Here is a 22,736-nt window from a genome sequence, read left to right as displayed (position 1 = left end):
GCTATCATCAACGTCATGACCAACCGCATCTTCCTCCACGGCGTGCCCGACACGCCCGCAATCTGGGATCCGCTGATCGCGGCGCTCGGCGAGACCGTCGCGCTGCCGTGCCTGCCGGGCTTCTGCGGCCGGGCGCCGGACGGCTTTGCATGCACCAAGGACGCCTACGCCGACTGGCTGGTTACGCTGATGGAGGCGCAGCATGCGGCGTTCGGGCCGCTCGATCTGGTCGGGCATGATTGGGGCGCGCTGCTGGTGCTGCGCGCGGCGTCGCTGCGGCCCGAGCTGGTGCGCAGCTGGGCCGTCGCCGGCGCCGCGCTCGACGCCGACTATCGCGGCCATCGCATCGCGCGGATCTGGAACACGCCGATCCTCGGCGAGATCTTCATGGCGCTGTCGTCACAACGGGCGATGGCACGCATGTTCCGCCAGAGCGGACTGCCGGCCGACCTCGCCGCGCGCGAAGCCGCGGCCTGGCAGGCACCGATGCGCCGGGCCATCCTCGCGCTGTATCGCTCGGCCGATGGGCTGCGCTTCGGTGGCGACTGGATCGCAGGGCTGGCGCAGCTGCCGCGCCGCGGCCTGGTGATTTCAGGCACGCAGGATCCTTTCGTGCCGCTCGCCACGCTCAGCCGTTTCGCGCAAGCGTATGGCGCGCTTCTCCATGTCGAGCAGGACGCCGGCCACTGGAGCATCGTCGAGCGGCCGCAGAGCATCGCCGCGGCGCTGCGGGCGCATTGGGGAACCGCCTGAACTGGTTCCCGAAGTCGAACTACGCCCCGCCTTGCCGCCGGCGGGTTGCGATTGACCCAAATCAATCACGGATGGCTTCCGCACGCGCAGGCTGCGCCGACTGTCCAACATCACCAGAGGGAGGAGCCATGCGACCGTCTCTGCAGATGCAAAGGCCGTGGCGCGCCACGCTGTCATCGTTGCTGCTGGCCGCCAGCCTCACCATCCCGGCCTTCGCCGAAGGCCTGCCCAAAGCCAACCAACCCGAGAGCGTCGGGCTGTCGTCCGAACGGCTGCAGCGCCTGACCCAGGCGTTCCAGGGCGATGTCGACAAGGGACTGATCCCGGGCGCCGTGGTGATGATCGCGCGCAAGGGCAAGGTGGCCTATGCCCAGGCCATCGGCTTCCAGGACCGCGAGAAGCAGGTGCCGATGAAGCTGGACGCGATCTTCCGCATTGCCTCGATGAGCAAGCCATTCACCTCGGTTGCCGCCATGATGCTGGTCGAGGAAGGCCGGCTGCAGCTGCTCGATCCGGTCTCGGTCTACCTGCCGGAGTTCAAGGGCCTGCAGGTCGGCGTCGAGAAGATCAATCAAGGCACCGGCCAGCCAGAGCTGATCTTGGAGCCGGCGCGCCGCGAGATGACGGTGCAGGACCTGATGCGGCACACGTCGGGCCTCACTTACGGCATCTTCGGCAAGTCGCTGGTCAAGCAGGCCTACAACAATGCCAACCTGTTCGATCCCGCCCAGACATTGGCCGACCTGATCACCAAGCTGTCGAAGCTGCCACTCGCAGCGCAGCCGGGCACGACCTGGGACTACAGCATGTCCACCGACGTGCTCGGCCGCATCGTCGAGGTCGTCTCGGGCCAGCGGCTGGATCAGTTCATCGCCGAGCGCATCAGCAAGCCGCTGGCGCTGAGCGGGACGGGCTTCTCCGTCGCCGAGGACAAGGCGGCACGCATCGCCGAGCCGCAGATCGACCCGGCGAGCGGCAAGCGGCCGCCGATGCCCGACATGACCAAGCAGCCGAACTGGATGTCGGGCGGCGGCGGCATGGTGTCGACGGCGGCGGACTACACGGAGTTCGCCCAGATGCTGCTCAATCGCGGCGAATGGGGCGGCAAGCATCTGCTCGCGGCCAAGACGGTTGCCTTCATGACGTCAGATCATCTGCCGCCCGGCATCGCCTTCAGCCAGGTCACCCTGCTGGGCTTCCATCCGCAGGCGATCGCGCCGACGCCAGAGGACGGCCAGAGCTTCGGTCTCGGCTTCGCCATCCGCACCCAGGCGGGACGCAACCCACTGCCGGGATCGGTGGGAGAGTTCTACTGGACAGGACTCTACGGCACCGCGTTCTGGGTCGACCCGGAGGAGAAGCTGGTCGCGGTGCTGATGATACAGGTGCCGCCGTCACAGGCGCCGCATTATCGCTCACTGGTGCGCAATCTCGTCTATCAGGCGTTGACCGAATAGGAGGCAACTCCGACAGCGCGCTCGCGCCACGTACCGCGACGACACCGAGAACTTGCGCGAGCGCGGCCAGGACTGCCGGCCGAGCTGGAGATTTCGCCAGCGGTGGCCACGTGCCGCTTTAGCCGCGTGCGGAGCGATCATCACACAATCTTCGATGGATTGTGGTCTTCTGATACCCTATCGTTGTTTCGTTCATCAGAGGACGTTCGGCATGGTGCGTCTCAGGATTGGCGTCTCGTTGTCCGCGGCGGTTTTGGTCGCCGGTCTCTTCACCAGCGCGGCTTCGGCTGAAGACGCGAGCCTCTCCCGCTTCCCCCAGGCCGACTGGACCACCGCTGCGCCCGAGGCCGAAGGGGTGGACTCCGCGGCGCTGACGAAGCTCGTCGCCGCCGGCAAGACGATGCGCTTCGACAGTCTGCTGATCACACGTCACGGCCAGGTCGTGCTCGACGCCTCCTATGCGCCGTACAAGGCTGACGAACTGCACATCATCAATTCCTCGACCAAGGCGGTTGTCGCCACCTTGATCGCGATCCTGCTCAAGGACGGCGCGCTCGACAGCCTCGATCACCCGGTGCTGGACTTCTTCAAGGATCGCAAGATCGACAACGTCGACGCGCGCAAGCAAGCGATCACCGTGCAGGATCTGCTCAACATGACCTCCGGCCTGGACTGGGACGAAGGCTATAATGGCGGCGCGGAGACGTCGATCGTCGGGATGACACGGAGCGCGGACTGGGTGCAGTACATCCTCGACCGTCCGATGGCGCATGCGCCGGGCGAGACGTTCTACTACAACAGCGGCGGCTCGCATCTGCTGTCCGCGATCGTCACCAGGCTGACGGGAAAGAGCGCGGAGGATTTTGCCGCCGAGCGATTGTTCAAGCCGCTCGGGATCACCGATCATTCCTGGTTCAAGGATCGGCAGGGGATCTCCGGCGGCGGTTTCGGACTGGCGCTGAAGCCGCGCGACATGGCGAAGATCGGCTACCTCTATCTGCGCCGCGGCCGCTGGGGCGAGCAGCAATTGCTGCCCGACAACTGGATCGAGGCCGTCAACCACGCGACCGTCAGCATGAATGCGACGTTCGATCCGGGCCTGCGCTACGCGAACCAGTTCTGGACGCTGCCGGATCGAAACGTCGTCATGACCGTCGGCTATCACTGCCAGGTCGTCATGGTGCTGCCGGACCGCGATGTCGTGGCGGTGATGACCGCGCGCGACTTCTGTCCGTTCCGCAAGCTCGCCAATGAGATTTCGGCCACGGTGACATCGGACAGCGCGCTGCCTGCCGCGCCGGAGGCCGTTGCCGCGCTCGCCGCGGCCGTCAGCGACGCCGCGACGGAACATCGGGATGCAGTCGGCGCCGTGCCCGACATTGCCGCGGCCATCTCGGGCAAGACCTACAGCTTCCCGCCCGGCCCGCTCGGTGTGAACGCGATCAAGCTCGATCTCACCAGTTCCGATCCGCACGTCGAATGGGACGTGCCGCGGCAAGGCTCCGGCGGCACGATGCATCTGCAGAATCCGATCGGCCTCGACGGCTCGTATCGCAAGACCACGCCACCGCATCCCTGGCAGCCCTTCGCCTATCGGGCGATGAAGGGCAGCTGGACCGACCCCACCACCTTCGCGATCGACGTGCAGTTCATCGGCCAGGGCGAGGAGCGCAACTGGCGCCTCAGCTTCGACGGCGACAAGGTGACGTTCAGGACCAAGGGCCGCTACGGCAAGGAGCTGGCGGTCGAGGGCCAAGCCTTGAATTAGCGGGAGTTCGCGCTGCTGATGACTACGCCTTCGCCGGCGCAGCGCCGCGGGCGCGGCGCACGGCGTTGGCGGCGATGATGACATGCAGCAGCAGCGACAGGCCGAAGCCGAGGGCATGCTGGGCCGCGGTCGCGGGGATGGTCAGCACCGTCGCCAGCCCGAGCGGAATGAACAGCACGACGCCGCTGGCGAGGCCCGGATTGTAGCCGCGAAAGCGCAGCGCCGGACCAATGTGGCCGAGCGAGTTCACCAGCATCAGATAGGGCGCGACCAGCGCCCAGCCGGGCCCGGCGATCCAGGCGACGTAGAGCGCGATCAGATCGATGCCCCACACCGCGCCGCAGTTCACCCAGAGCACGTCGACCGTGGTCAGCGCCTCGCGGCCGCCGAACATCACGTCGTTGACGAAGCGGCGGAAGCGGTCGCCGCTGTGCTCCTCGACCTGATGGATCATGTAGCCCGGCGAATGCAGGAAGATCAGCAGCAGCGAAAGCGGCCACTCGGCCGCCAGCAGCGGCACCAGCGCCAGCAGCGCTATAGCCATGAACACGGCGCCGGCAACCCAATGGCGGGCGAGGAGGTCGAGCATCATGCAGTGATGCGCGAGTCGGCGGACCTTGCCAAGCCGGGTTCCCCCGGGGCACCGCACGTGCGCCGCGCCGGAGCGGCTGCGACCTTATGTCAGGCCGCAGCGTGCAACCCGGCGCGGCGCCGCGCGACTCACTTCAGCAGCACCAGGCACTCGCCGGCCGGCGTCGCATTGGTGCGCGCCGTGTCGCGATCGAACTTGCCGGCCACGACCAGCGGCCGGACGCGGTCGACGATCACGTCCTTGACGACGCTGTCCGGGCCGATCGCCGGCGCGGTGACGTCGTAGATCTGCTTCGCCACCGGCGACAGCTTGGCAGCGCAGCTGTCCGCTGCGGCGCGGTTGCCGGCAAACGCGCTCTGCGACAGCAGACATTGGGAGACGGCGATGAGGGTCACAAACGGAAATACGACGCGCAGCATGGCAATCGGTCCTTCGTTCAAATGCGGTTCAGTCTGGTGCACGCAGGCTCGGCTCCAACTCATCCAACACCGGCCGCCCTGCGAACGGGCTCTGATCTAACCCGCCCGCCGTTCAACGCCTACTCGATTTCCGAAAGCCGCGAGACCGGACCAGACCGATGCAGGAAGCTCCTGAAATGCTTCGAAAAACTCCGGTGCAGAAGCGCACCAGGCAGACCCTGGACGTGCTGTTCGAGGCGACCGCTCAACTTCTGCACAGGGATGGCGGCAAGGGGCTGAACACCAACGCGATCGCGGAGCGCGCGGGCTTCTCGATCGGCACGCTGTACAGCTACTTCAAGGACAAGACCTCGCTGTTGCGCGCGCTGGCGCTGCGCGAGTTCGCCCGCCAGGAGGCGCAATTCGCCGACGCCCTGGCGGCGCATCGCGGGCTCGGACGCGAGGCGATCGTGCGCGCGGCGGTGCGTCAGGGCTTCGCGCCGTTTGCCGGACGCCACGGCGTGCGCCGCCAACTGCTGGTGCTGTTGGGCAATGACGTCGAGCTGCAGCGCGCGCTGCACGACATGGTCGACCGCATGACCGACCGGCTGATCGAGGCCGTCGGGCTCGCCCCCGAGGCGCTGCCGCCGGCGCGCCGCTACATCCTGATCCGCTCGGCCCTCAGCCCGATCCGGGCTGCAATCATGCGCGAGCATCGTCTGGTCGCGACGACGGAGCTGGAGGACGAGCTGGTGCGCCTCGTGCTGTTCCTGCTCGAAGCGGATCCCCCGCCCTCGCCCTCGCCCTGCTAATGCGGCTTGCGCTCGGTCTCGCCGAGCCGCTGCGCGAGCTCTCTCAGCGTCGCCTCCGACGGCGGCCGGCTCTGGAACTCGCGGATCGCACGCGCCAGCTCATGGTCGGACATCGGCTGTACCGGCGGGCGGAGGCGGCCATCGCTCAGAGCTGCCGCGATGCTCTCGATCTGCGGGCCGGAGCCACCGAACAAGCGGCGAAGCCGGTCAAGGAACGCGATGTGCGGCACGGCTGTTCTCCCGATGCGGCGACCGGCTATTCACTGACGTACCCTGGATACCATCTCGACTTTAGTAGGAACTGCGGTCCGCGTCGTCTCATTTGATAGGGGAGAGGATCAGAGGACTCGATTTCGCATGGATGTCGACAAGATCGTCACCAACAAGCTCAAGGAGCATTCGCGCCTGTCGGCCGACGACCTCGCCGAGATCAGGAACTTCAACTTCGTTCCGCGCGAACTCGCCGACCAGGAGGACCTGATCCGGCAGGGCGACGAGCCCGACAAGTCCGTCGTGGTGATGTCGGGCTGGGTGGCGCGTTATCACCTGTTGCCCGGCGGGAGCCGGCAATATCTCTCGTTTCACATGGCCGGCGACTGGCCGGATGCGCAGGCGCTGTTTCTCGACCGCATGGACCATGCGGTGTGCGCGATCGGCCCCGCCATGGTCGCCAGTGTCGCCCACAAGGAAATGACCCGCGCGATCAGCCGGCGGCCGGCGCTGGGATTTGCGATCTGGCGCGAGACGCTGATCGACGCGGCGATCTTCCGCGAGGCCATCACCAACAACAGCGCGCGGCGCAAGCCGGCGCGCATGGCGCATCTGTTCTGCGAGCTGTTCTATCGCGCCCGCGCGCTCGGCCACGTCCGCGGCGATCAGCTGCAGCTGCCGGTCAGCCTGATCCAGCTCGGCGAAACCCTGGGAATGGCGATCGCGACCGTCAACCGCACCCTGCTCGAGCTGCGCGCCAGCCGCGCCGCGGATTTCCGCTCGGGCACGCTCTCCGTGCACAACTGGTCGCGGCTGTGCGCCTTGGGCGAGTTCGATCCAAACTATCTGCATCTGAAGAAACAGCCGCGCTGACGCGCAACGCTCAGATGCACAGGCCGATCACCTTGATGCTGAGATGGCAATCCTTGGTCGCCGGCGGCTTCGCGCCCCAGCGCGTGGCCGGCTTCGGCTCGGACTTCGCCTGCGCCACGACCGGCTTGCCCTTGCTCTTCGGACTGCCCTTCGGCTTGTCGTAGTCGCCCGCGATCACCATCGCCCAATAAGTGCGCTTGCCGCTGGCGGTCCTGGCGCTGGCGATGCCGACCTTGGTCGCCTTCGGCAGCAGCAGGTTCTTGCGATGACCGGCGGAGTTGATCCACTGCCCGAGCGTCTTGTCGAAATTGTCGTAGCCATAGGCGATGTTCTCGGCGGCGCGTCCGGCGTTGGACGGCGCGACACGGCGCGAGAACGGGCCGAGCACCTCGTGGCTGAGATCGTCCTTGTCGGCCATCGCCCGCGCCTGCTCCATCGCGATGCGGTCGAGCGTGGCGTCGCGCGTAACGCGACCTTCGCCGTGCTTGAGCCGGAACGCCGAGATCTGCTCGGCCGGCGCGGCATCCTGGGCGGTGGCGGCGTGCGACATGATCGCCACGGCGGCGGCGAGCAGCATCGCGCAAGCTAGACGAACGGTCCGCATGCTACGTCGCCACCTCGATCGGATAGACGTCGATCGCCGGCTCCTCATAGGGATGCGCGGCCCGGATCGCCGCCAGCACGGCTCTCAACCGGTCCTCGGCACAGACCGTCTCGATGCGCTCCTCCGCGACGGTCTCGATCTGCCCGATTTGACCGATCGCGGGATTGGCCCCGGCGAGCGGCCGGAACCGGCCGATGCCCTTGATGGTAAATGAGCAGTAATCGTAGTTGCCGATGCGCCCGGCACCGGCCTCGCCCATCGCGCCGCGGACGGCCTCACCATCCGCTTCGGGGACAAAGACGACGATCTTGTAGATCTTCATGCGCGAGGGAATCCGTTCAACCATCACGCGGGCGTTACCACCAGCTCTCAGCCGGCGCAATTTTCGCCAGTTCACGCCTGGTCACGATTGCGCCAAGTGAGCTGCCAAGTGCGGTGCCGGGCAGCCATTCCGAAACGGACATTGTGCGGCGCAGCAAGTCCGATACATATAGCTGCCCATCCTGCTGCTCCCCACGGAAGGCTCGCGTTTTGACCGATACCAGTGCCGACTCCATCGAAATCGTCCGCCACCGGCCGATGGGCTTCACCGAATTCGTGATCGTGATCGCCGCGATCATGGCGCTGAACCCGCTCGCCATGGACATGATGCTGCCGGCGCTGCCGAACATCGGCGCCTCGTTCCACATCGACGTCGCCAACCGCCTGCAGACGGTGTTGTCGGCGTTCGTAATCGGCTTCGGCCTCGGCCAGTTCGCCATCGGTCCGTTGTCGGACAGCTACGGCCGCCGCCCGGTGCTGATCGGCGGCATGGTGGTGTATGCGGCCGCCAGCGTGTTCGCGATCGCCGCGCCGTCGTTCGAGATGCTGCTGCTGGCGCGCGCGCTGGAGGGCCTCGGCACCGCCGCGACGCGCGTGATCGCGACCTCGATCGTGCGCGACTGCTATGCCGGCCGCCGCATGGCGAGCGTGGTCTCCTTGGCGATGATGGTGTTCATCGCCGTTCCCGTGATCGCGCCGTCGTTCGGCCAGGCGGTGATGCTGCTGACGCAATGGCGCGGCATCTTCGTCGTGCTGACCCTCTACGGCATCGTCGCGCTGCTGTGGACCGCGGCGCGGCTGCCTGAGACGCTGCCGGAAGCCGAACGCAAGCCGTTCTCGGTCGCCGAGATCAGCGCCGCGTTCCGCCGTACGCTGACCAATCGCCAAACGCTCGGCTATGCGCTCGCCGCCAGCGGCATCTTCGGGGCCGTGCTCGGCTACGTGCTGTCGTCGCAGCAGCTGTTCACCGGCGTCTATCATCTCGGCCAGTACTTCCCGCTCGCCTTCGCGGCGATCGCCGTGACCATCGCGGTCGCGGGCTTCCTCAACGCCCGCCTGGTCGGCCGCCTCGGCATGCGTGCCATCTCGCATGGGGCGCTGATCGGCAGCGTCGCGATCGCGCTGGCCTGCTTCACGGCCGCGCTGCTCGGCACGCTGCCGCTGTGGCTGTTCATGGTGCTGTCGGCCGGGATGATGTTCTCGTTCGGCCTGATGTTCGCGAACTTCACCGCGCTCGCGATGGAGCCGCAGCGCGCCAATGCCGGCACGGCCTCCTCGCTGTACGGCTCGATCACCACCCTGCTCGGCATGGCCGCCGGCGCGGCGGTCGGCCAGGCCTTCGACGGCACGCCGCTGCCGTTCGCCACCGGCTTCCTGGCCTGCACCGCGAGCGCGCTGGTCGTCGTGCTGATCACCGAGAAGGGCCGGCTGTTCCGCGGTTCGGCCAAGCCGGTCTGATAGGCTCTAGATGCACGGCCCCTGGCCGCGTTGCGGACACAGCTTCAGGACGCTCGACAGCGACAGCATCAGCCGCGCGCCGCGCGTGGTGTTGTCGGGCGCGCGATAACCGAGCGGCACGGCGACGCCGAGATCGGCGCGCCAGTCGTTCGGGAAGGTGAAGCGCACGCCCGCCCCCGCCGAGGTCAGCGCCACGCCGTCGGACGGCCGAAAGCCATCGTTCCAGACCAGCCCTGCGTCGAAGAAGCTGTAGAGCTGAAAACTCTTCAGATAGGTCCAGTTCGGCTTCTGATCGAAGCGGACCTCGAACGTGCCCGCGACGCCATTGTCGCCGCTGACCTCGGCGCTGCCATAGCCGCGGCCATAGGACAGCCCGCCGAGATAGAACTGCTGCGAATTGTACAGTCGGCCGGAGGCGAGCTGCCCGGCGGCCGCCAGCTTCAGCGACCACGCCTCGGACAGCGTCTGGTAGCGCGCGAACCAGCCGTTGAGGACGGAGAAGCTCGGCGAGGCGCCGGCGCGCGAGGCCAGCGGATCATTCTCCCGCGTCGCGCCGAATGCGTTCAGGCCCTGCCGATAGGCCAGCGTCAGATAGCTGTCGCCGCCGAGATCATCCTTCCAGTGATAGTCGCCGGTGAAGGTCAGCATGCGGATGTGATCGCGATACAAGAGGCCGAGCATGTCGCGCTCGGTCGCGTCGCTGAACGCGGCCGCGAGCGTCAGCTTCAGCGAGGCGAGCTGCGACTGTACCGGCACGATGCTGCCGCGCAGCTCGAACGTCTCGGTCACGGTTCGGTCGAGGAACAGACGCCTGAAATCGCCGGGCCGCACTTCGCTGTACAACGCGGATGCACCGACCTGGGCTCCATCGGTGCCGACGGGAACATCATAGGATAACCGCCCGAAGGCGAGCTGACGCGGGTCACCAGGGGTCGTCGACATGTTGGCGGTGAGCGTGTCGCCAGGCATCAGATAGGAATTGAACGCCGCCGTGGCGTAGCTCTGCCACGGTCCGACGGTGGACGACCCGAAATTGTCGATCCCGGCAAAACCGTAGAGGTGCCAGGTCTTGAGCTCGAGCACCAGGCGGAAGCGGCCGGTGGTGCCGCCGATCTCCTCCAGCGAGGAATCCGCGAGTTGCACACCGCCGCGGCTGCCGATCAGCAGCAGCTGCCGTTCGAGCGTCGCCAGCCGCGACGGCTGCTCGGCGAGCACGGGGCCGAGCATCGGACGGATGCCGAACTCCTCCGCCCCCTCGCCTTTCAGGCTCACCTCGGTGATGCTGCCTTCGAGCACCTGGATGCGCACGACGCCATTGCTGATGTCCTGCGGCGGGATGATCGCGCGACTGAGATGAAAACCTGCGGCGCGATACTGATCGCTGATGGCGGCCGCGATCGCGGCGAGGTCGGCCTGCGAGACCGTCTTCCCCAGAAAAGGCTGATAGGCCGTGGCGAGCTGCTCGGCCGTGAGCGCCGCGGCGCCGGTCAGCGCAACGCCGCGAAGGGTAAACAAAGGTTTACGATCGCCGCCGTCCTGCGTGGCGAATTGCGGCGCGCGCGGGCGCGGCGGCAGCGGCTGCGCGGAGCGGGACTGGTCGTCGAAAAACCTTTCAGTCTGCCGCGGATCGAAGCTCGGCTGGCTGACCTGCTGCGCCTGCGCGTTGCCAGTAAGCAACGCTGCGATCAGCGCAATGACTAAGGCCGCGTATCCACCGGACAGGCGTCGTGCGGATCGCCCGACGGCTGTCGTGCGCCGATCCGTAGTCCTCCCGACGCTCCTGACACAACAGCGACCCATGCTGTCGTTCTTAATTTGTTAAGGTCAATGAAGCGTAAATACGGGAGAAAAACCTAGCCACAACTCATAAGGCTCTCTTGAAACATTTTGTCTACTTTCGGGACCTGACAACCGCCGCGAGTAGCATCATGTCATCCAAGCGAATCCTGTTGTCGGCCTTGGTCGCCGCATGCTGTTTCGGAGCAATGCCCGCTGCGATCGCAGCTGATGGCGATCCGTGGCTGGTGAGCAAATCGTCCGGTGAGGTCTGGGTATCCACCAAGGGGGCCGTGCAGGTCTCGCTCGGGCGCGAGGAAGCATTGAAGCCGGGCGACACGATCCGCACCGGTCCGAACGGGCGCGTGCGGCTGACCCGCGGGGCCGAAACGATGGTGATCGCGCCGAACTCGGAGGTCGGCCTGCCGGCGGCGCCGAAGGACGGCATGGCGACGACGATCCTGCAACGCGCCGGCTCGATCCTGCTCGACGTCGAGAAGCGCAACGTCCAGCATTTCGAGGTCGAGACGCCCTATCTCGCCGCCGTCGTCAAGGGAACCCAGTTCAGCGTCACGATCTCCGGCCGCAACACCAAGGTCGAGGTCAGCCGAGGCCAGGTGCAGGTCTCCGACTTCAAGACCGGACAGATCGCTCAGGTCATGCCGGGCCAGGCCGCGACAGCCTTCGCCAGCGGCCGGTCCGGCCTCAGCCTGTCCGGCTCCGGCACCTTCAGCCCGATCGAGCAGGGCCGCCCGCGGGCGCCGACGATCGATCGCGTTCAGGTGCCGCGTGACGGCCTGCATGCGCCGCGTGAAGCCAAGGGCAGCGTGATCCACACGCTCAACGGCACGACGCCCGCAGCGCGCACCAACGCGACGGCTCCCGTGCACCAACATTCGGCTGCCACATCGGTTGGAGCCAAGCCCAACGTCATCAGGATCTCGAGCTCGATCGGCGAGGTCAATCTGAACATCCAGAAGGCGACGCGCGGCCTGGCCCATGGTCCCCAGACGGCCACCATCGGCAGCGGGCGAAGCAACGGCGGAAGTGATGCGCGCGGCAACAGCGGCAACGCATCGGGCAATGCCGCCGCCGGCGGTTCATCTGGAGATTCGTCGGTTGCGGCCGCCGTGACTGCCGCCGTCGGGTCACCATCGGCATCCGCCAACGCAAGCGGCAATGCCGGCGTCGCTGTCGCCGGAAATGGTAACAGCGGCAACGGCAATAGCGGAAATGGAAACGGCGGCAACGGAAATAGCGGCAACGGAAACAGCGGCAGAGGCAACAGCGGCGACGACGAAAGCAGCGGCCACGGGCGCGGCCATGGCAATGGGCGCGGCAAGGACTGATGCGAGGCCGCGATGGCACGCGGCGCCGTTGCGATGATGCAAGCGCTGGCTGTCGGGGCGGATGATTGCCGACAGATGGGGACGAGAGGGTGAATCCGGGATCACGGAAGCCAGGCGACAAGCCGGTCCGCGGACGATCGGGAGGGGGTATGCTCAGGCGGTTCATGCCGCATATTCTGGTGGTGGTGGCGCTGCTGACCGTCGGCCTGTCGGGCAGCTACGAGCTCCTCGGCCATGCGCTGATCGATCTGCGCTTCCGTCTCGATGGACGTCCGGCCAGCGGCGAGATCGCGGTCGTGACCATCGACCCGCGTTCGATCGAGGCGATCGGCGCTTGGCCCTGGCACCGCACGACTCACGCGCGGCTGCTGGATCAGCTGCAGCGCGCCGGTGTGCATGACGTCGCCTTCGACGTCGATTTCAGCGCGCCGTCCGTTCCTGCCGCGGACCAGGCGTTCGCGAATGCGCTGCAGAGTGCCAACGGCTCGGTCGTGCTGCCGGCCTTCAAGCAGCTCAGCGTCGCCGGCAAAGAGACAGTCATTCATGTCAACCGGCCGCTGCGGGAATTCGAACAGCTGGCGTGGTCGGCCTTGGTCAACATCGAGGTGGCGCGCGACGGCCGTGTCAGGAGCTACGCCTTCGGCGAATATTGCGACGCTGGCAGCGGCAGGACATTCCTGCAATCCATGGGAGCGTTCATTGCCGGCAGCGATGCCGTCAAGGACAGTTCGTTCCTGATCGACTACGGCATCGATCCGTCAACGCTGCCGAAAGTCTCCTATGTCGACGTGCTCCGCGGCGACGAGACGGCGCTGGCGCAGCTCAGGAACAAGCGGGTGATCGTCGGGGCGACCGCGATCGAGCTCGGTGACTATTACAGCGTGCCGAATGGCCGCGTGCTGCCCGGTGTCGTGCTGCAGACGCTGGCGGCCGAATCGATCGTTCAGCATCGCACTTTGCTGCCGACATCGACGGTTGCGACGTTGGCCGGCCTGCTGCTGATCGTGGTGCTGATGCTGGCGAGCTGGCCGCGCCTGTGCGCGGCGCGGCGCGCCCTGTTGATCGCCATGATCAGCATCGGCGTCGAGGTCGCCGCACTGGTGCTACACGACCGCTCCGCGCTGGTGCTCGACACCTCGCTGCTGCAGATCGCGCTCGTCGCCTACCTCATCGCGACCGCCCTCGACGAGATCGATTTCCGCGGCCTGCTGCGCAACGTCGCCGAGAGCCGCTTCGAGCGGATCGCGATGTCGATCGGCGATGGGCTGGTGTGCACCGATCAGGACAAGCGCATCACCGTCTGGAATCCAGGCGCCGTGGCGATTTTCGGCTATGGCGAGGATGAGATCATCGGCCGGCCATTCGCATCGCTGCTGGAGGACGGCGCCGGCGCTGACGCGCTGTTTCCGCAATCCGAGGCGGCGCTGCCGGCGACCCTGCTGCCGGGCGGCGCCACGATGGAATTCGACGGCCGCCGCAAGGACGGCGAGGTGTTTCCGGCCGAGGCGAGCTTCTCCGCCTGGCAGGGCCCGGACGGCCTGCAATATGGCGTGATCCTGCGCGACATCTCGCTGCGCAAGCGCGAAGCCGAGCGGATCCGTTATCTGGCCGAGCACGACACGCTCACCACACTGATCAACCGCCACACGCTGCAGAGCGAGCTCGCGTCCATGATCGCGCGCGCCGACGCCGCATCCGATCGCGTCGTGCTGCTGGTGATCGGCCTCGACGCGTTCCAGCACATCAACGACATGCTCGGCCACGCCTATGGCGACAGCGTGCTGCGCGCGGCGGCCGACCGGCTTCGGGCGGAGATTGGCAGCGAGGGCCGCGTGGCCCGGCTCAGCGGCGACGAGTTTGCCGTTGCCATTCCCTGCTCCGCGATCGGCGGCACGGTGAGCGAACTCGCCGAGCACATCTCGGGCCTGTTCGAGACGCCGTTGGAGACCGGCGCGCGCCGCCAGCGCGTCAGGATCAGCCTCGGCGTCGCGGTGCATCCAGAGGCCGGACAGACTGCCGACGAGTTGCTCAGCAACGCTCACCTCGCTCTGTGTCGCACCAAGACGGACCGGCGCGGCAGCCATCTGATCTTCGAGCCCGCGATCCGGCAGGAGCTCGAGCAGCGGCTGACCCTGGAGGAGGAGCTTGCGCTCGCCGTCGAGCGGCAGGAGTTCGAGCTGTTCTACCAGCCGCAGGTCGAATTGCTGAGTGGCCGGGTGATCGGCGCCGAGGCGCTGATCCGCTGGCGCCACCCGACGCGCGGCCTCGTGCCGCCGAATGATTTCATTCCGGTCGTCAACAGCTCGCCGCTGTCGGAAGCGGTCGCCTCCTGGGTCATGACGACGGCCTGCCGGCAAGCGCGGGATTGGCAGCTCGCCGGCCACGCGATCCGAATCGGCGTCAACCTCGCGCCATCCCAGGTCCAGTCGGGCGACCTCGCGGCGTTCGTCGCCAAGCTGCTCGACGTGACGGGACTGACGCCTGGTCTGCTCGAGCTCGAAGTCACCGAGGACATCCTGCTGCATGACGAGGCCCGCGTGCTGCAGACCTTCAACCGGCTGCAGGCGCTGGGCGTCAGCCTGGTGTTCGACGATTTCGGCACCGGCTATGCGAGCCTCAGCTATCTCAAGAAGTTCCCGCTCGACGGTCTCAAGATCGATCGCTCCTTCGTCTTCGACGTGCTGACCCAGTCAGACGACGCCGCCATCGTCGGCTCGACGGTGAGCCTCAGCAAGCAGCTCGGCCTGTCCGTCATCGCCGAGGGCATCGAGAACCAGGCCACCGCCGAGTTCCTGCTCCGTCTCGGCTGCGAGCACGGCCAGGGCTATCACTTCGGCAAGCCGATGCCGGCAGCGGAGTTCGCGCAGCGGTTCCTGCAGGTGGACGAGGCACGGCAGGCCGGAGCGGCGTGACTGTGCGACTATTGAGTAGCTCTCTCCGCCGTCATTCCGGGGCGCGCGTAGCGCGAGCCCGGAATCCATAGCCACAGTCGGCCGTTGGTAGCAACGGCTCGCCGTGGCGACAGCTCGAACCTCACAAACTGTTGGGGTTATGGATTCCGGGCTCGCGCTGCGCGCGCCCCGGAATGACGGCGAATGCGGCTTCGGTCTCGCGTCTCCTCGCGCGCCTCATCCCTTCTTCCCGCCCTTGCCCTCGTTCTCCAGCGCCTTGCGGACGGACTTGAACTCCTCGCGCGCGTCGGGATCGACGCGGGGGAAATGCAGGTCGAGGTTTTCCAGCGCGGCGACGATGGTCGAGCCGATGACGACGCGGGCGAACCATTTGTGATCGGCGGGCACGACGTGCCAGGGTGCGTACGGCGTCGACGTGTGGCGCACGATGTCCTGGTAGACCGCCTGGTAGCGGTGCCATTTGGCGCGCTCGGTGACGTCGCCCATCGAGAACTTCCAGTTCTTCGCCGGCTGCTCGAGCCGGTCGAGGAAGCGCTCGCGCTGCTCCTCCTTGGAGATGTTCAGGAAGAACTTCAGGATCACGGTGCCGTTGCGCGTCAAATAGCGCTCGAAGGCCGAGATGTCCTCGAAGCGCTCGCGCCAGATGTTCTTGGTGACGAGCCTCTGTGGCAGCTTCTCGGCCTTGAGGATCTCCGGATGCACCCGCGTGACCAGGCATTCCTCATAGTAGGAGCGGTTGAAGATGCCGATGCGGCCGCGCTCGGGCAGCGCGATATTGCTGCGCCACATGAAGTCATGATCGAGCTCCTTCGAGGTCGGCTGCTTGAACGAGGTCACCTCGCAGCCCTGCGGATTGACGCCCTCGAAGATGCTCTTGATGGCGCTGTCCTTGCCCGAGGCGTCCATGCCCTGCAGCAGCACCAGCACCGACCAGCGGTCCTGGGCGTAGAGCTTCTCCTGGAAGTCGGCGAGCCGCTTGCGGTTCTGCTCGATGATCGCCTCGCCCTGCTCCTTGTCGAGGCCGCCCTTCACCTTGGTCTTGTGCGACTTGAGATGAAATTTGTGGCCGCCATCGACCCGGAACGGCGAGATGAACGGATCGAGCTCGCTGGCGAGCGTGCGCGCTTTCTTGCTCATGCGGATGGAACTGCCTCGCTGAACTGGGTCTCGAGAAAGGCGGTGACGAACCGCGGCATCGCCGCGTTCAGATCACCCAGACTTCGAACAAGCCGGATGCCTGCGAGTTCCGGCTCCTGCTGCGCGGCGAGGTTGGCTTCGATGCGGCGCTGCAGAACGTCGCCGCTCTCGGCCGCGTCGAGCACGCGCATCAGCGCGATCGAGGCGCCGGTGACGACACAGTCCCAATGCGCCGCGGCCTGATAGTCCGCCGGCGTGAGCCCGGTCTCCTCCTCGACCTCGCGCGCGACATTGGCGGCGAGATCAAGCACCCCATTGCTGACATCGTCGAGATCCGGCGTGCCGGCGGGGAAATACAGCCGGCCTGCATTGGCGGTGTGCGCCCCCATCTCGCCGAGCACGAAGGCGCCGTCGGCGGAGCGCAGCGCGCCCATGCCGAAGCCGTTGAAGGCGGTGCGGTCCGGAAAGCCCCAGTCGCGCCACGCCAGCAGGCTGGCGAAATCAGTCTCGAAGTAGCGCGCCGAGAACTGCCCGCCGTCGAAGCGGGCGTCGCGTCCGAGCAGGATGCGGCCGTTCCACAGCCCGGGCTTCTCGCGCTGGTGCTCGGCGAAATGCGCCGTGATGTCGTCGCGGCGCTCTCGCGCGAACGGCCAGTCCCACGGCTCGACCTTGAGGTCGAGCGCAGTGACGCGGTGGATGACGACGTCGGTCATCCGCTATTTCGCAACCTTCGCCTGCTCGACGAACTTGTTGGTGAAGGTCTTGCTGACGTCGACATTGGCCTTGGCGACGTCCGGCGAGCCGGTCGAGAACACCGCGAGCACGGCATCCGCGCCCTTCGGGTCCATCTTGCCGGTCTGCGAGTACATCGGAATGGTGTTCTTCAGCGCGGCGAGATACAGCGCCTTGTCCTTGCCGACGAGCTCCTCGGGCATCTTGGCCATGATCTCCTCCGGCGTATGCGCATGGATCCAGCCGAGCGTCGCGACGATCGCGTTGGTCAGCGCCTGCGTCTCCTTGTCGTGGCCGGCGATCCAGGCCGCGGTGGAGTACAGCGCGCCGCCCGGATATTCGCCGCCGAACACCTCCAGCGTGTCGTGCTGGGTGCGCGTGTCAGCAAGGATCTTCAGGTCCTGATGCGTCCCCTGCAGCACGGTCACCGAGGGATCGAGCATCACGGCGGCGTCGATCTGGCCCTGCTCCATCGCCGCGACCGCGGTCGCGCCGAGGCCGACGCCGATCACGGCAGTGCCCGCGGGATCGAGGCCGTTCTTCTTCAGCATGTATTTCAGGAAGAAGTCGGTCGAGGAGCCCGGCGCGCTGACGCCGACCTTCTTGCCGGCGAGATCCTTGACCGAGCTGATCTCCTTGTTGTGCGACGGCGCCACCACCAGCACCAGGCCGGGATAGCGGTCATAGACGACGAAGGACTGCATCTCCTGCTTCTTGGCGGCGAGATTGACGCAGTGATCGAAATAGCCGGAGACGACGTCGGCGCTGCCGCCGAGCACCGCCTTGAGCGCATCCGAGCCGCCCTTGAGATCGACGAGCTCGACGTCGAGCCCGGCCTTGTCATATTCGCCGAGCTGCTTGGCCAGCACCGTCGGCAGGTAGCACAGGCAGGCGCCGCCGCCGACCGCAATCGTGATCTTGGTCGCCGCGCTCGCCAGCCCCGTGCTCAGCGTCAGCGCCAGCAGCGCGCCGGTAACCCGGCCGATGATCTTGTTCATGTTGTTTCCTCCGTTCGTGTCGATCAGATTAGGCGTCAGCGATTTGATTGAGAAGGGCCGCCCCAAACCACCGCCGTCGTCCCTGCGAACGCAGGGACCCATACCGCGTGATGTCGCGGTGAGAAAAGACTGGTCGTCGAGCGTGCCCCAAACCCCTCCCTGTGGTTATGGGTCCCCGCGTTCGCGGGGACGACACCGGAGTGTGGTGAAGCACTGAGGCCCTCATCGTCCATCCGCCGCATCGGGCCGCCACACCAGCAGCCGTCGTTCCACCAGCGTGACGCAGATGTCGATCAGGATGACGAAGGCCGACAGCACGAACATGCCGGCGAACACGCCGGCGACGTCGAAGATGCCCTCGGCCTGCTGAATGAGATAGCCGAGCCCGGCCGCCGAGCCGAGATATTCGCCGACGACGGCGCCGACCACGGCGAAGCCGACGGAGGTGTGCAGCGAGGAGAACATCCAGGACAGCGCCGACGGCCAATAGACGTGGCGCATCAGCTGCCGCTCGCTCATGCCGAGCATGCGCGCATTGTCGCGCACCACGGTCGAGACTTCCTTGACGCCCTGATAGACGTTGAAGAAGACGATGAAGAACACGAGCGTGACGCCGAGCGCGACCTTCGACCAGATGCCCAGCCCCAGCCACAGCGTGAAGATCGGTGCCAGCACCACGCGCGGCAGTGCGTTGGCCATCTTGACGTAGGGGTCGAACACGGCGGCCACCAGCGGCTTGCGCGCAAACCAGAAGCCGACCAGCACGCCGCCGAGCGAGCCGATCGCGAACGCCAGGATCGATTCCCACAGCGTGATCGCGAGATGCTTCCAGATCGCACCGCTCGCGAACCACTTCACGACCTGTGTGAACACGTCGACCGGGTTGGAGAAGAAGAACGGCGGCAGCCAGATGCGCCCGAACAGCGGGACCTTGGCCAGAAACTGCCACAGCGCGAGAGCGACGATGGCGACGAGCAGCTGCAGCGCGAGCAGACCGAGACGCGACATCAGGCTGCTCCACCTTGCATGGTGAAAGCGATGTGAGCGCGACGCCGGCGGTGCACTCCCTCCCCCCTTGCGGGGGAGGGTCGGGGTGGGGGGTCCACACGGGAAGTCTTTGCTGGGACCCCCACCCCCGACCCCTCCCCGCAAGGGGGAGGGGAGCTGGACCTGTGCACGGGGCGGACAGCCGGACCTGAACGCCTCATCACACCGCCTCCGCCTGCTTGTAGGTCTTCTCGACCTCGGCCTTCAGCGTCTGCCAGATGTCGCGATGCAGCTCGTGGAACTCGTGCTTCATGCGCACTTCGAAGATGTCGCGCGGACGCGGCAGGCTCACGCGCCAGTCGCCGATGATGCGCGAGGCAGGTCCGGCGGACATGATGACGACGCGGTCGGCGAGCGCGATCGCCTCCTCCAGATCATGGGTGACGAACAGCACGGCCTTGCGGTCGGCGCTCCAGAGATCGAGCAAGAGATTGCCCATGATCTGCCGGGTCTGCGCGTCGAGCGGCCCGAACGGCTCGTCCATCAGGATGATGCGGGGATTGCGGATCAAGACCTGGGCGAGGCCGACGCGCTTGCGCTGGCCGCCGGACAGCATGTGCGGATAGCGGTTGCCGAAGGCGCCGAGGCCGACCGAGGTCAGCCATTGCTGCGCCTTCGCCGCCGCGTCGCGCGCGGGCGTGCCGGCGACCTCGAGCCCGATGGCGACGTTCTCCAGCGCCGTCTTCCACGGGAACAGCGCATCGGCCTGGAACAGGTAGCCGGCCTCGCGATTGAGGCCCGCGAGCGGCTGGCCGAAGATGCGCACGTGACCTGCGGCCGGCTTCAAGAGCCCGGCCGCGACGTTGAGCAGGGTCGACTTGCCGCAGCCGGTGGGCCCGACGATGGCGACGAACTCGCCGTCGGCGACGCTCAGATCGGCCGTCTCCACGGCGGTATAGCTGCGTCCGCCAGCGAGACGGAATGCGACCGTGGTCCCGTCGAGCGAGACCGCGGCGGCCGTGGGCTGCGTCACGTCCAAGTTCCTCCCCCGAAAATCGCCCGGACGGCTTAGCCGCTTGCGCGCTGAAGTTCAACGCGGCGCCCGGACGTGCTAGGTCTGCAGCCGAGGCCCCCTGCCCCGAAAGGCCGCATGCCGCGCACGCCCCTCATCGCCTATGATCATGTCCGCAAGACTTTCCCGGGTCCGGTGGTCGCGGTGGACGATGTTTCGCTGGAGATCGCCGAGGGCGAGTTCCTGGCGATCGTCGGCGGCTCCGGCTCGGGCAAGACGACGCTGCTGCGGCTGACCAATCGCCTGATCGCGCTGGACGGCGGCACGATCCGGATCGGCGGCGAGGACATCGGCACTGTCGAGCCGGTCGCCCTGCGCCGCCGCATCGGCACGGTGTTCCAGAGCGGCGCGCTGTTTCCACACATGACGGTTGCCGCCAACATCGGCATCACCCCCAAGCTGCTGGGCACGCCGCCGAGCGAGATCGCCGCGCGCGTCGACGAGCTGCTCGACCTCGTGCAGCTCGACCGCAAGACCCATCGCGACCGCCTTCCCGACGAGCTCTCCGGCGGCCAGCGCCAGCGCGTCGGCGTCGCCCGCGCGCTCGCGGCGCATCCCCGCATCGTGCTGATGGACGAGCCGTTCGGCGCGCTCGATCCGCTGACGCGCGATGCGCTGGGCAGCGACTACCGCGCGGTGCACGACAAGCTCGGGCTGACCACGCTGATGATCACGCACGACATCACCGAGGCGCTGCTGCTCGCCGACCGCATCGCGGTGATGCGATCGGGACGCCTGGTCGAGGTCGGCACGCCCGCCGCGCTCGCGGCCAGCAATGAGGCCTATGTCACGGAGCTGATGACGACGCCGCGCCGCCAGGCCGCGCGTCTGGCGGCGCTGCTGCCCGGGAGCGGCGCCGCATGAGCCTGCTGTCCGATCCCCGCTTTGCCGAAGCGCTGTCGCATCTCGCCGACTATCTCGGCAGCCATCTGCGCGTCAGCATCACCGCGCTCGCGCTCGGCCTCGCCGTCAGCTTCCCGCTGGCGCTCGCCGCGCGCAACACGCCGTCGCTGCGCAACGTCCTGCTCGGCCTGGCCAGCGTGGTGCAGACCGTGCCGGGCCTGGCGCTGCTGGCACTGTTCTATCCGCTGCTGCTGGCGCTCGCGGCCGTGACGCTGCGCTGGTTCGGCGTGTCATTCTCGGCGTTCGGCTTCCTGCCGGCGGTGCTGGCGCTGGCGCTGTATTCGATGCTGCCGGTGCTGCGCAACACCATCACCGGACTGAACGGCGTCGATGCCGGCCTGATCGAGGCTGCCAAGGGCGTCGGCATGACCGAGCGCCAGGCGCTGACCATGGTCGAGCTGCCGCTGGCGCTGCCGGTGATCATGGCCGGCATCCGCACCGCGGCGGTCTGGGTGATCGGCACCGCGACCCTTTCGACGCCGATCGGCCAGACCTCGCTCGGCAACTACATCTTCGCCGGACTGCAGACCCAGAACTGGGTGCTGGTCGTGTTCGGCTGCGTCGCCGCCGCCGTGCTGGCGCTCGCGGTCGATCAGTTGCTGGCGTTGATCGAGACTGGCCTGCGGACGCGCAGCCGCGCCCGCGTGGCACTGGGCACCGCGACCATCGCGCTGATGGTGGCGGCAAGCCTGCTGCCCTCGCTCGCCGGCGGCGCCGCGCGCTACGTGATCGGCGCAAAGACCTTCACCGAGCAATATGTGCTGTCGGCGCTGATCGGCGAGCGGCTGCAGGCCGCGGGCCTGTCGGCGACGTCGCGCGCCGGGCTCGGCTCCAGCGTGATCTACGAGGCGCTGAAGAACGGCGACATCGACGCCTATGTCGAATATTCAGGCACGTTGTGGGCCAACCAGTTTCATCACCAGGAGCAGCTGCCGCCCAAGGCGCTGCTGGCGGCGCTGAAACAGGACCTCGCCAAGGACAAGGTGACGCTGCTCGGCGAACTCGGCTTCGAGAACGCCTATGCGCTGGTGATGCCGCGCAAGAAGGCAGAGGCGCTCGGCGTCCGCTCGATCGCGGACCTCGCGCGTCACACGTCGCAGATGTCGATCGCCGGCGACTACGAATTCTTCTCGCGTCCGGAATGGGCCGCGTTGCGTGACGCCTATGGCCTGGCCTTCCGCGCCCAGCGCCAGATGCAGCCGGACTTCATGTATGCCGCGGTCGCCTCGGGCGAGGTCGACGTCATCGCCGGCTACACCAGCGACGGGCTGATCGCCAAATACGACCTCGTCGTGCTCGACGATCCCAAGCACGCCATCCCGCCCTATGACGCGATCCTGCTGCTGTCGCCGAAGCGCGCCGATGACCGCGCGTTGCAGGATGCGCTAAGGCCCCTGCTCGGCCGCATCGACATTGCGACCATGCAGCAGGCGAATTTGCGGGCGTCCGGCAGCGACGCGGAGTCCTCGCCACAGGCGGTGGCGCGCTGGCTGTGGAGCAAGATTTCGAAGTGAAGTTACGACGGCGGTCTCTCCTCCGTCATTGCGAGCGAAGCGAAGCAATCCAGGGCGTCACGAGGACTCTGGATTGCTTCGCTTCGCTCGCAATGACGGCGGTGGATTGC

At 67.0% G+C, this 22,736-nt stretch carries 21 protein-coding genes; 10 read left to right on the top strand and 11 right to left on the bottom strand.

Annotated elements, in window-relative coordinates; translation table 11 throughout:
* The first annotated feature begins 15 nt into the window (after positions 1-15).
* From ACQR1I_RS07620 to ACQR1I_RS07610, 3 genes are all read left to right on the top strand, one after another.
* Entirely contained in the window at positions 16-753 is a 738-nt protein-coding gene (locus tag ACQR1I_RS07620) for an alpha/beta fold hydrolase (protein WP_434868895.1), read from the top strand.
* Between the two features lie 128 nt (positions 754-881).
* A complete protein-coding gene (locus tag ACQR1I_RS07615; protein WP_434868896.1) occupies positions 882-2,210 on the top strand; it encodes a serine hydrolase domain-containing protein in 1,329 nt (442 codons plus the stop codon).
* Positions 2,211-2,421: 211 nt separating this feature from the next.
* The gene (locus ACQR1I_RS07610; RefSeq protein ID WP_434869108.1) at positions 2,422-3,978 is read left to right on the top strand and encodes a serine hydrolase domain-containing protein; all 1,557 of its coding nucleotides are present in this window, start codon (positions 2,422-2,424) and stop codon (positions 3,976-3,978) included.
* Between the two features lie 22 nt (positions 3,979-4,000).
* On the opposite strand, the gene ACQR1I_RS07605 is transcribed toward ACQR1I_RS07610, so the two are convergent.
* A complete protein-coding gene (locus ACQR1I_RS07605) occupies positions 4,001-4,567 on the bottom strand; it encodes an HXXEE domain-containing protein (RefSeq protein WP_434869109.1) in 567 nt (188 codons plus the stop codon).
* Between the two features lie 131 nt (positions 4,568-4,698).
* Positions 4,699-4,989 carry a hypothetical protein gene (locus ACQR1I_RS07600; RefSeq protein ID WP_434868897.1) on the bottom strand — a complete coding sequence of 97 codons (291 nt, stop codon included), beginning with the start codon at positions 4,987-4,989 and terminating at the stop codon, positions 4,699-4,701.
* Between the two features lie 176 nt (positions 4,990-5,165).
* Here ACQR1I_RS07600 and ACQR1I_RS07595 point away from each other — a divergent pair, with 176 nt between their 5' ends.
* Entirely contained in the window at positions 5,166-5,780 is a 615-nt protein-coding gene (locus tag ACQR1I_RS07595) for a TetR/AcrR family transcriptional regulator (protein WP_434868898.1), read from the top strand.
* Here ACQR1I_RS07595 and ACQR1I_RS07590 read toward each other — a convergent pair.
* Complete coding sequence (locus ACQR1I_RS07590) at positions 5,777-6,010, bottom strand: hypothetical protein (protein WP_434868899.1); 234 nt, start codon at positions 6,008-6,010, stop codon at positions 5,777-5,779. The two genes, ACQR1I_RS07595 and ACQR1I_RS07590, sit on opposite strands and share 4 nt — an antisense overlap.
* 127 nt (positions 6,011-6,137) lie before the next feature.
* Between ACQR1I_RS07590 and ACQR1I_RS07585 the strand changes: the two genes are divergently transcribed.
* Entirely contained in the window at positions 6,138-6,863 is a 726-nt protein-coding gene (locus tag ACQR1I_RS07585; RefSeq protein WP_434868900.1) for a Crp/Fnr family transcriptional regulator, read from the top strand.
* A 10-nt stretch (positions 6,864-6,873) separates the two neighbouring features.
* Here the strand turns inward: ACQR1I_RS07585 and ACQR1I_RS07580 are convergent, their stop codons facing one another.
* Both ACQR1I_RS07580 and ACQR1I_RS07575 read right to left on the bottom strand, forming a co-directional pair.
* The gene (locus ACQR1I_RS07580) at positions 6,874-7,467 is read right to left on the bottom strand and encodes a CAP domain-containing protein (RefSeq protein WP_434868901.1); all 594 of its coding nucleotides are present in this window, start codon (positions 7,465-7,467) and stop codon (positions 6,874-6,876) included.
* 1 nt (position 7,468) lies between these two features.
* Positions 7,469-7,789, bottom strand: a complete 321-nt coding sequence (locus tag ACQR1I_RS07575; protein ID WP_434868902.1) for a hypothetical protein — start codon at positions 7,787-7,789, stop codon at positions 7,469-7,471.
* 209 nt (positions 7,790-7,998) lie between these two features.
* Here ACQR1I_RS07575 and ACQR1I_RS07570 point away from each other — a divergent pair, with 209 nt between their 5' ends.
* Positions 7,999-9,246 (top strand): multidrug effflux MFS transporter, encoded by a 1,248-nt coding sequence (locus tag ACQR1I_RS07570; RefSeq protein ID WP_434868903.1) that lies wholly within the window; start codon positions 7,999-8,001, stop codon positions 9,244-9,246.
* 6 nt (positions 9,247-9,252) lie between these two features.
* Here ACQR1I_RS07570 and ACQR1I_RS07565 read toward each other — a convergent pair whose 3' ends face one another.
* Positions 9,253-11,046: a ShlB/FhaC/HecB family hemolysin secretion/activation protein gene (locus tag ACQR1I_RS07565; protein WP_434868904.1), complete on the bottom strand. Its 1,794-nt coding sequence runs from the start codon at positions 11,044-11,046 to the stop codon at positions 9,253-9,255.
* A 128-nt stretch (positions 11,047-11,174) separates the two neighbouring features.
* Here ACQR1I_RS07565 and ACQR1I_RS07560 point away from each other — a divergent pair, with 128 nt between their 5' ends.
* Together ACQR1I_RS07560 and ACQR1I_RS07555 are read left to right on the top strand one after the other, a co-directional pair.
* Positions 11,175-12,371 (top strand): FecR domain-containing protein, encoded by a 1,197-nt coding sequence (locus ACQR1I_RS07560; protein WP_434868905.1) that lies wholly within the window; start codon positions 11,175-11,177, stop codon positions 12,369-12,371.
* A 149-nt stretch (positions 12,372-12,520) separates the two neighbouring features.
* Entirely contained in the window at positions 12,521-15,283 is a 2,763-nt protein-coding gene (locus tag ACQR1I_RS07555; RefSeq protein WP_434868906.1) for an EAL domain-containing protein, read from the top strand.
* Between the two features lie 216 nt (positions 15,284-15,499).
* On the opposite strand, the gene ACQR1I_RS07550 is transcribed toward ACQR1I_RS07555, so the two are convergent.
* The 5 genes from ACQR1I_RS07550 to ACQR1I_RS07530 form a co-directional block, all read right to left on the bottom strand.
* Complete coding sequence (locus ACQR1I_RS07550) at positions 15,500-16,420, bottom strand: polyphosphate kinase 2 family protein (protein WP_434868907.1); 921 nt, start codon at positions 16,418-16,420, stop codon at positions 15,500-15,502.
* Positions 16,417-17,133, bottom strand: a complete 717-nt coding sequence (locus tag ACQR1I_RS07545; protein ID WP_434868908.1) for an NUDIX hydrolase — start codon at positions 17,131-17,133, stop codon at positions 16,417-16,419. The genes ACQR1I_RS07550 and ACQR1I_RS07545 overlap by 4 nt, the downstream gene beginning before the upstream one ends.
* Before the next feature lie 3 nt (positions 17,134-17,136).
* Positions 17,137-18,150 (bottom strand): ABC transporter substrate-binding protein, encoded by a 1,014-nt coding sequence (locus ACQR1I_RS07540; protein WP_434868909.1) that lies wholly within the window; start codon positions 18,148-18,150, stop codon positions 17,137-17,139.
* Positions 18,151-18,372: 222 nt separating this feature from the next.
* Positions 18,373-19,158, bottom strand: coding sequence for an ABC transporter permease (locus ACQR1I_RS07535; protein WP_434868910.1), 786 nt, complete (start codon positions 19,156-19,158; stop codon positions 18,373-18,375).
* Positions 19,159-19,357: 199 nt separating this feature from the next.
* Positions 19,358-20,170 carry an ABC transporter ATP-binding protein gene (locus ACQR1I_RS07530; protein WP_434868911.1) on the bottom strand — a complete coding sequence of 271 codons (813 nt, stop codon included), beginning with the start codon at positions 20,168-20,170 and terminating at the stop codon, positions 19,358-19,360.
* A 117-nt stretch (positions 20,171-20,287) separates the two neighbouring features.
* Between ACQR1I_RS07530 and ACQR1I_RS07525 the strand changes: the two genes are divergently transcribed.
* Entirely contained in the window at positions 20,288-21,073 is a 786-nt protein-coding gene (locus tag ACQR1I_RS07525) for an ATP-binding cassette domain-containing protein (RefSeq protein ID WP_434868912.1), read from the top strand.
* Positions 21,070-22,626, top strand: coding sequence for a glycine betaine ABC transporter substrate-binding protein (locus ACQR1I_RS07520; RefSeq protein ID WP_434868913.1), 1,557 nt, complete (start codon positions 21,070-21,072; stop codon positions 22,624-22,626). Before ACQR1I_RS07525 ends, ACQR1I_RS07520 begins: the two co-directional genes overlap by 4 nt.
* The last annotated feature ends 110 nt before the right edge of the window (positions 22,627-22,736 follow it).

It is taken from the genome of Bradyrhizobium sp. HKCCYLS2038 (assembly GCF_051167655.1).
Classification (GTDB): domain Bacteria; phylum Pseudomonadota; class Alphaproteobacteria; order Rhizobiales; family Xanthobacteraceae; genus Bradyrhizobium.
Note: the sequence above shows the minus strand (reverse complement) of the source record. Positions and strands in the feature narration are given on the sequence as shown.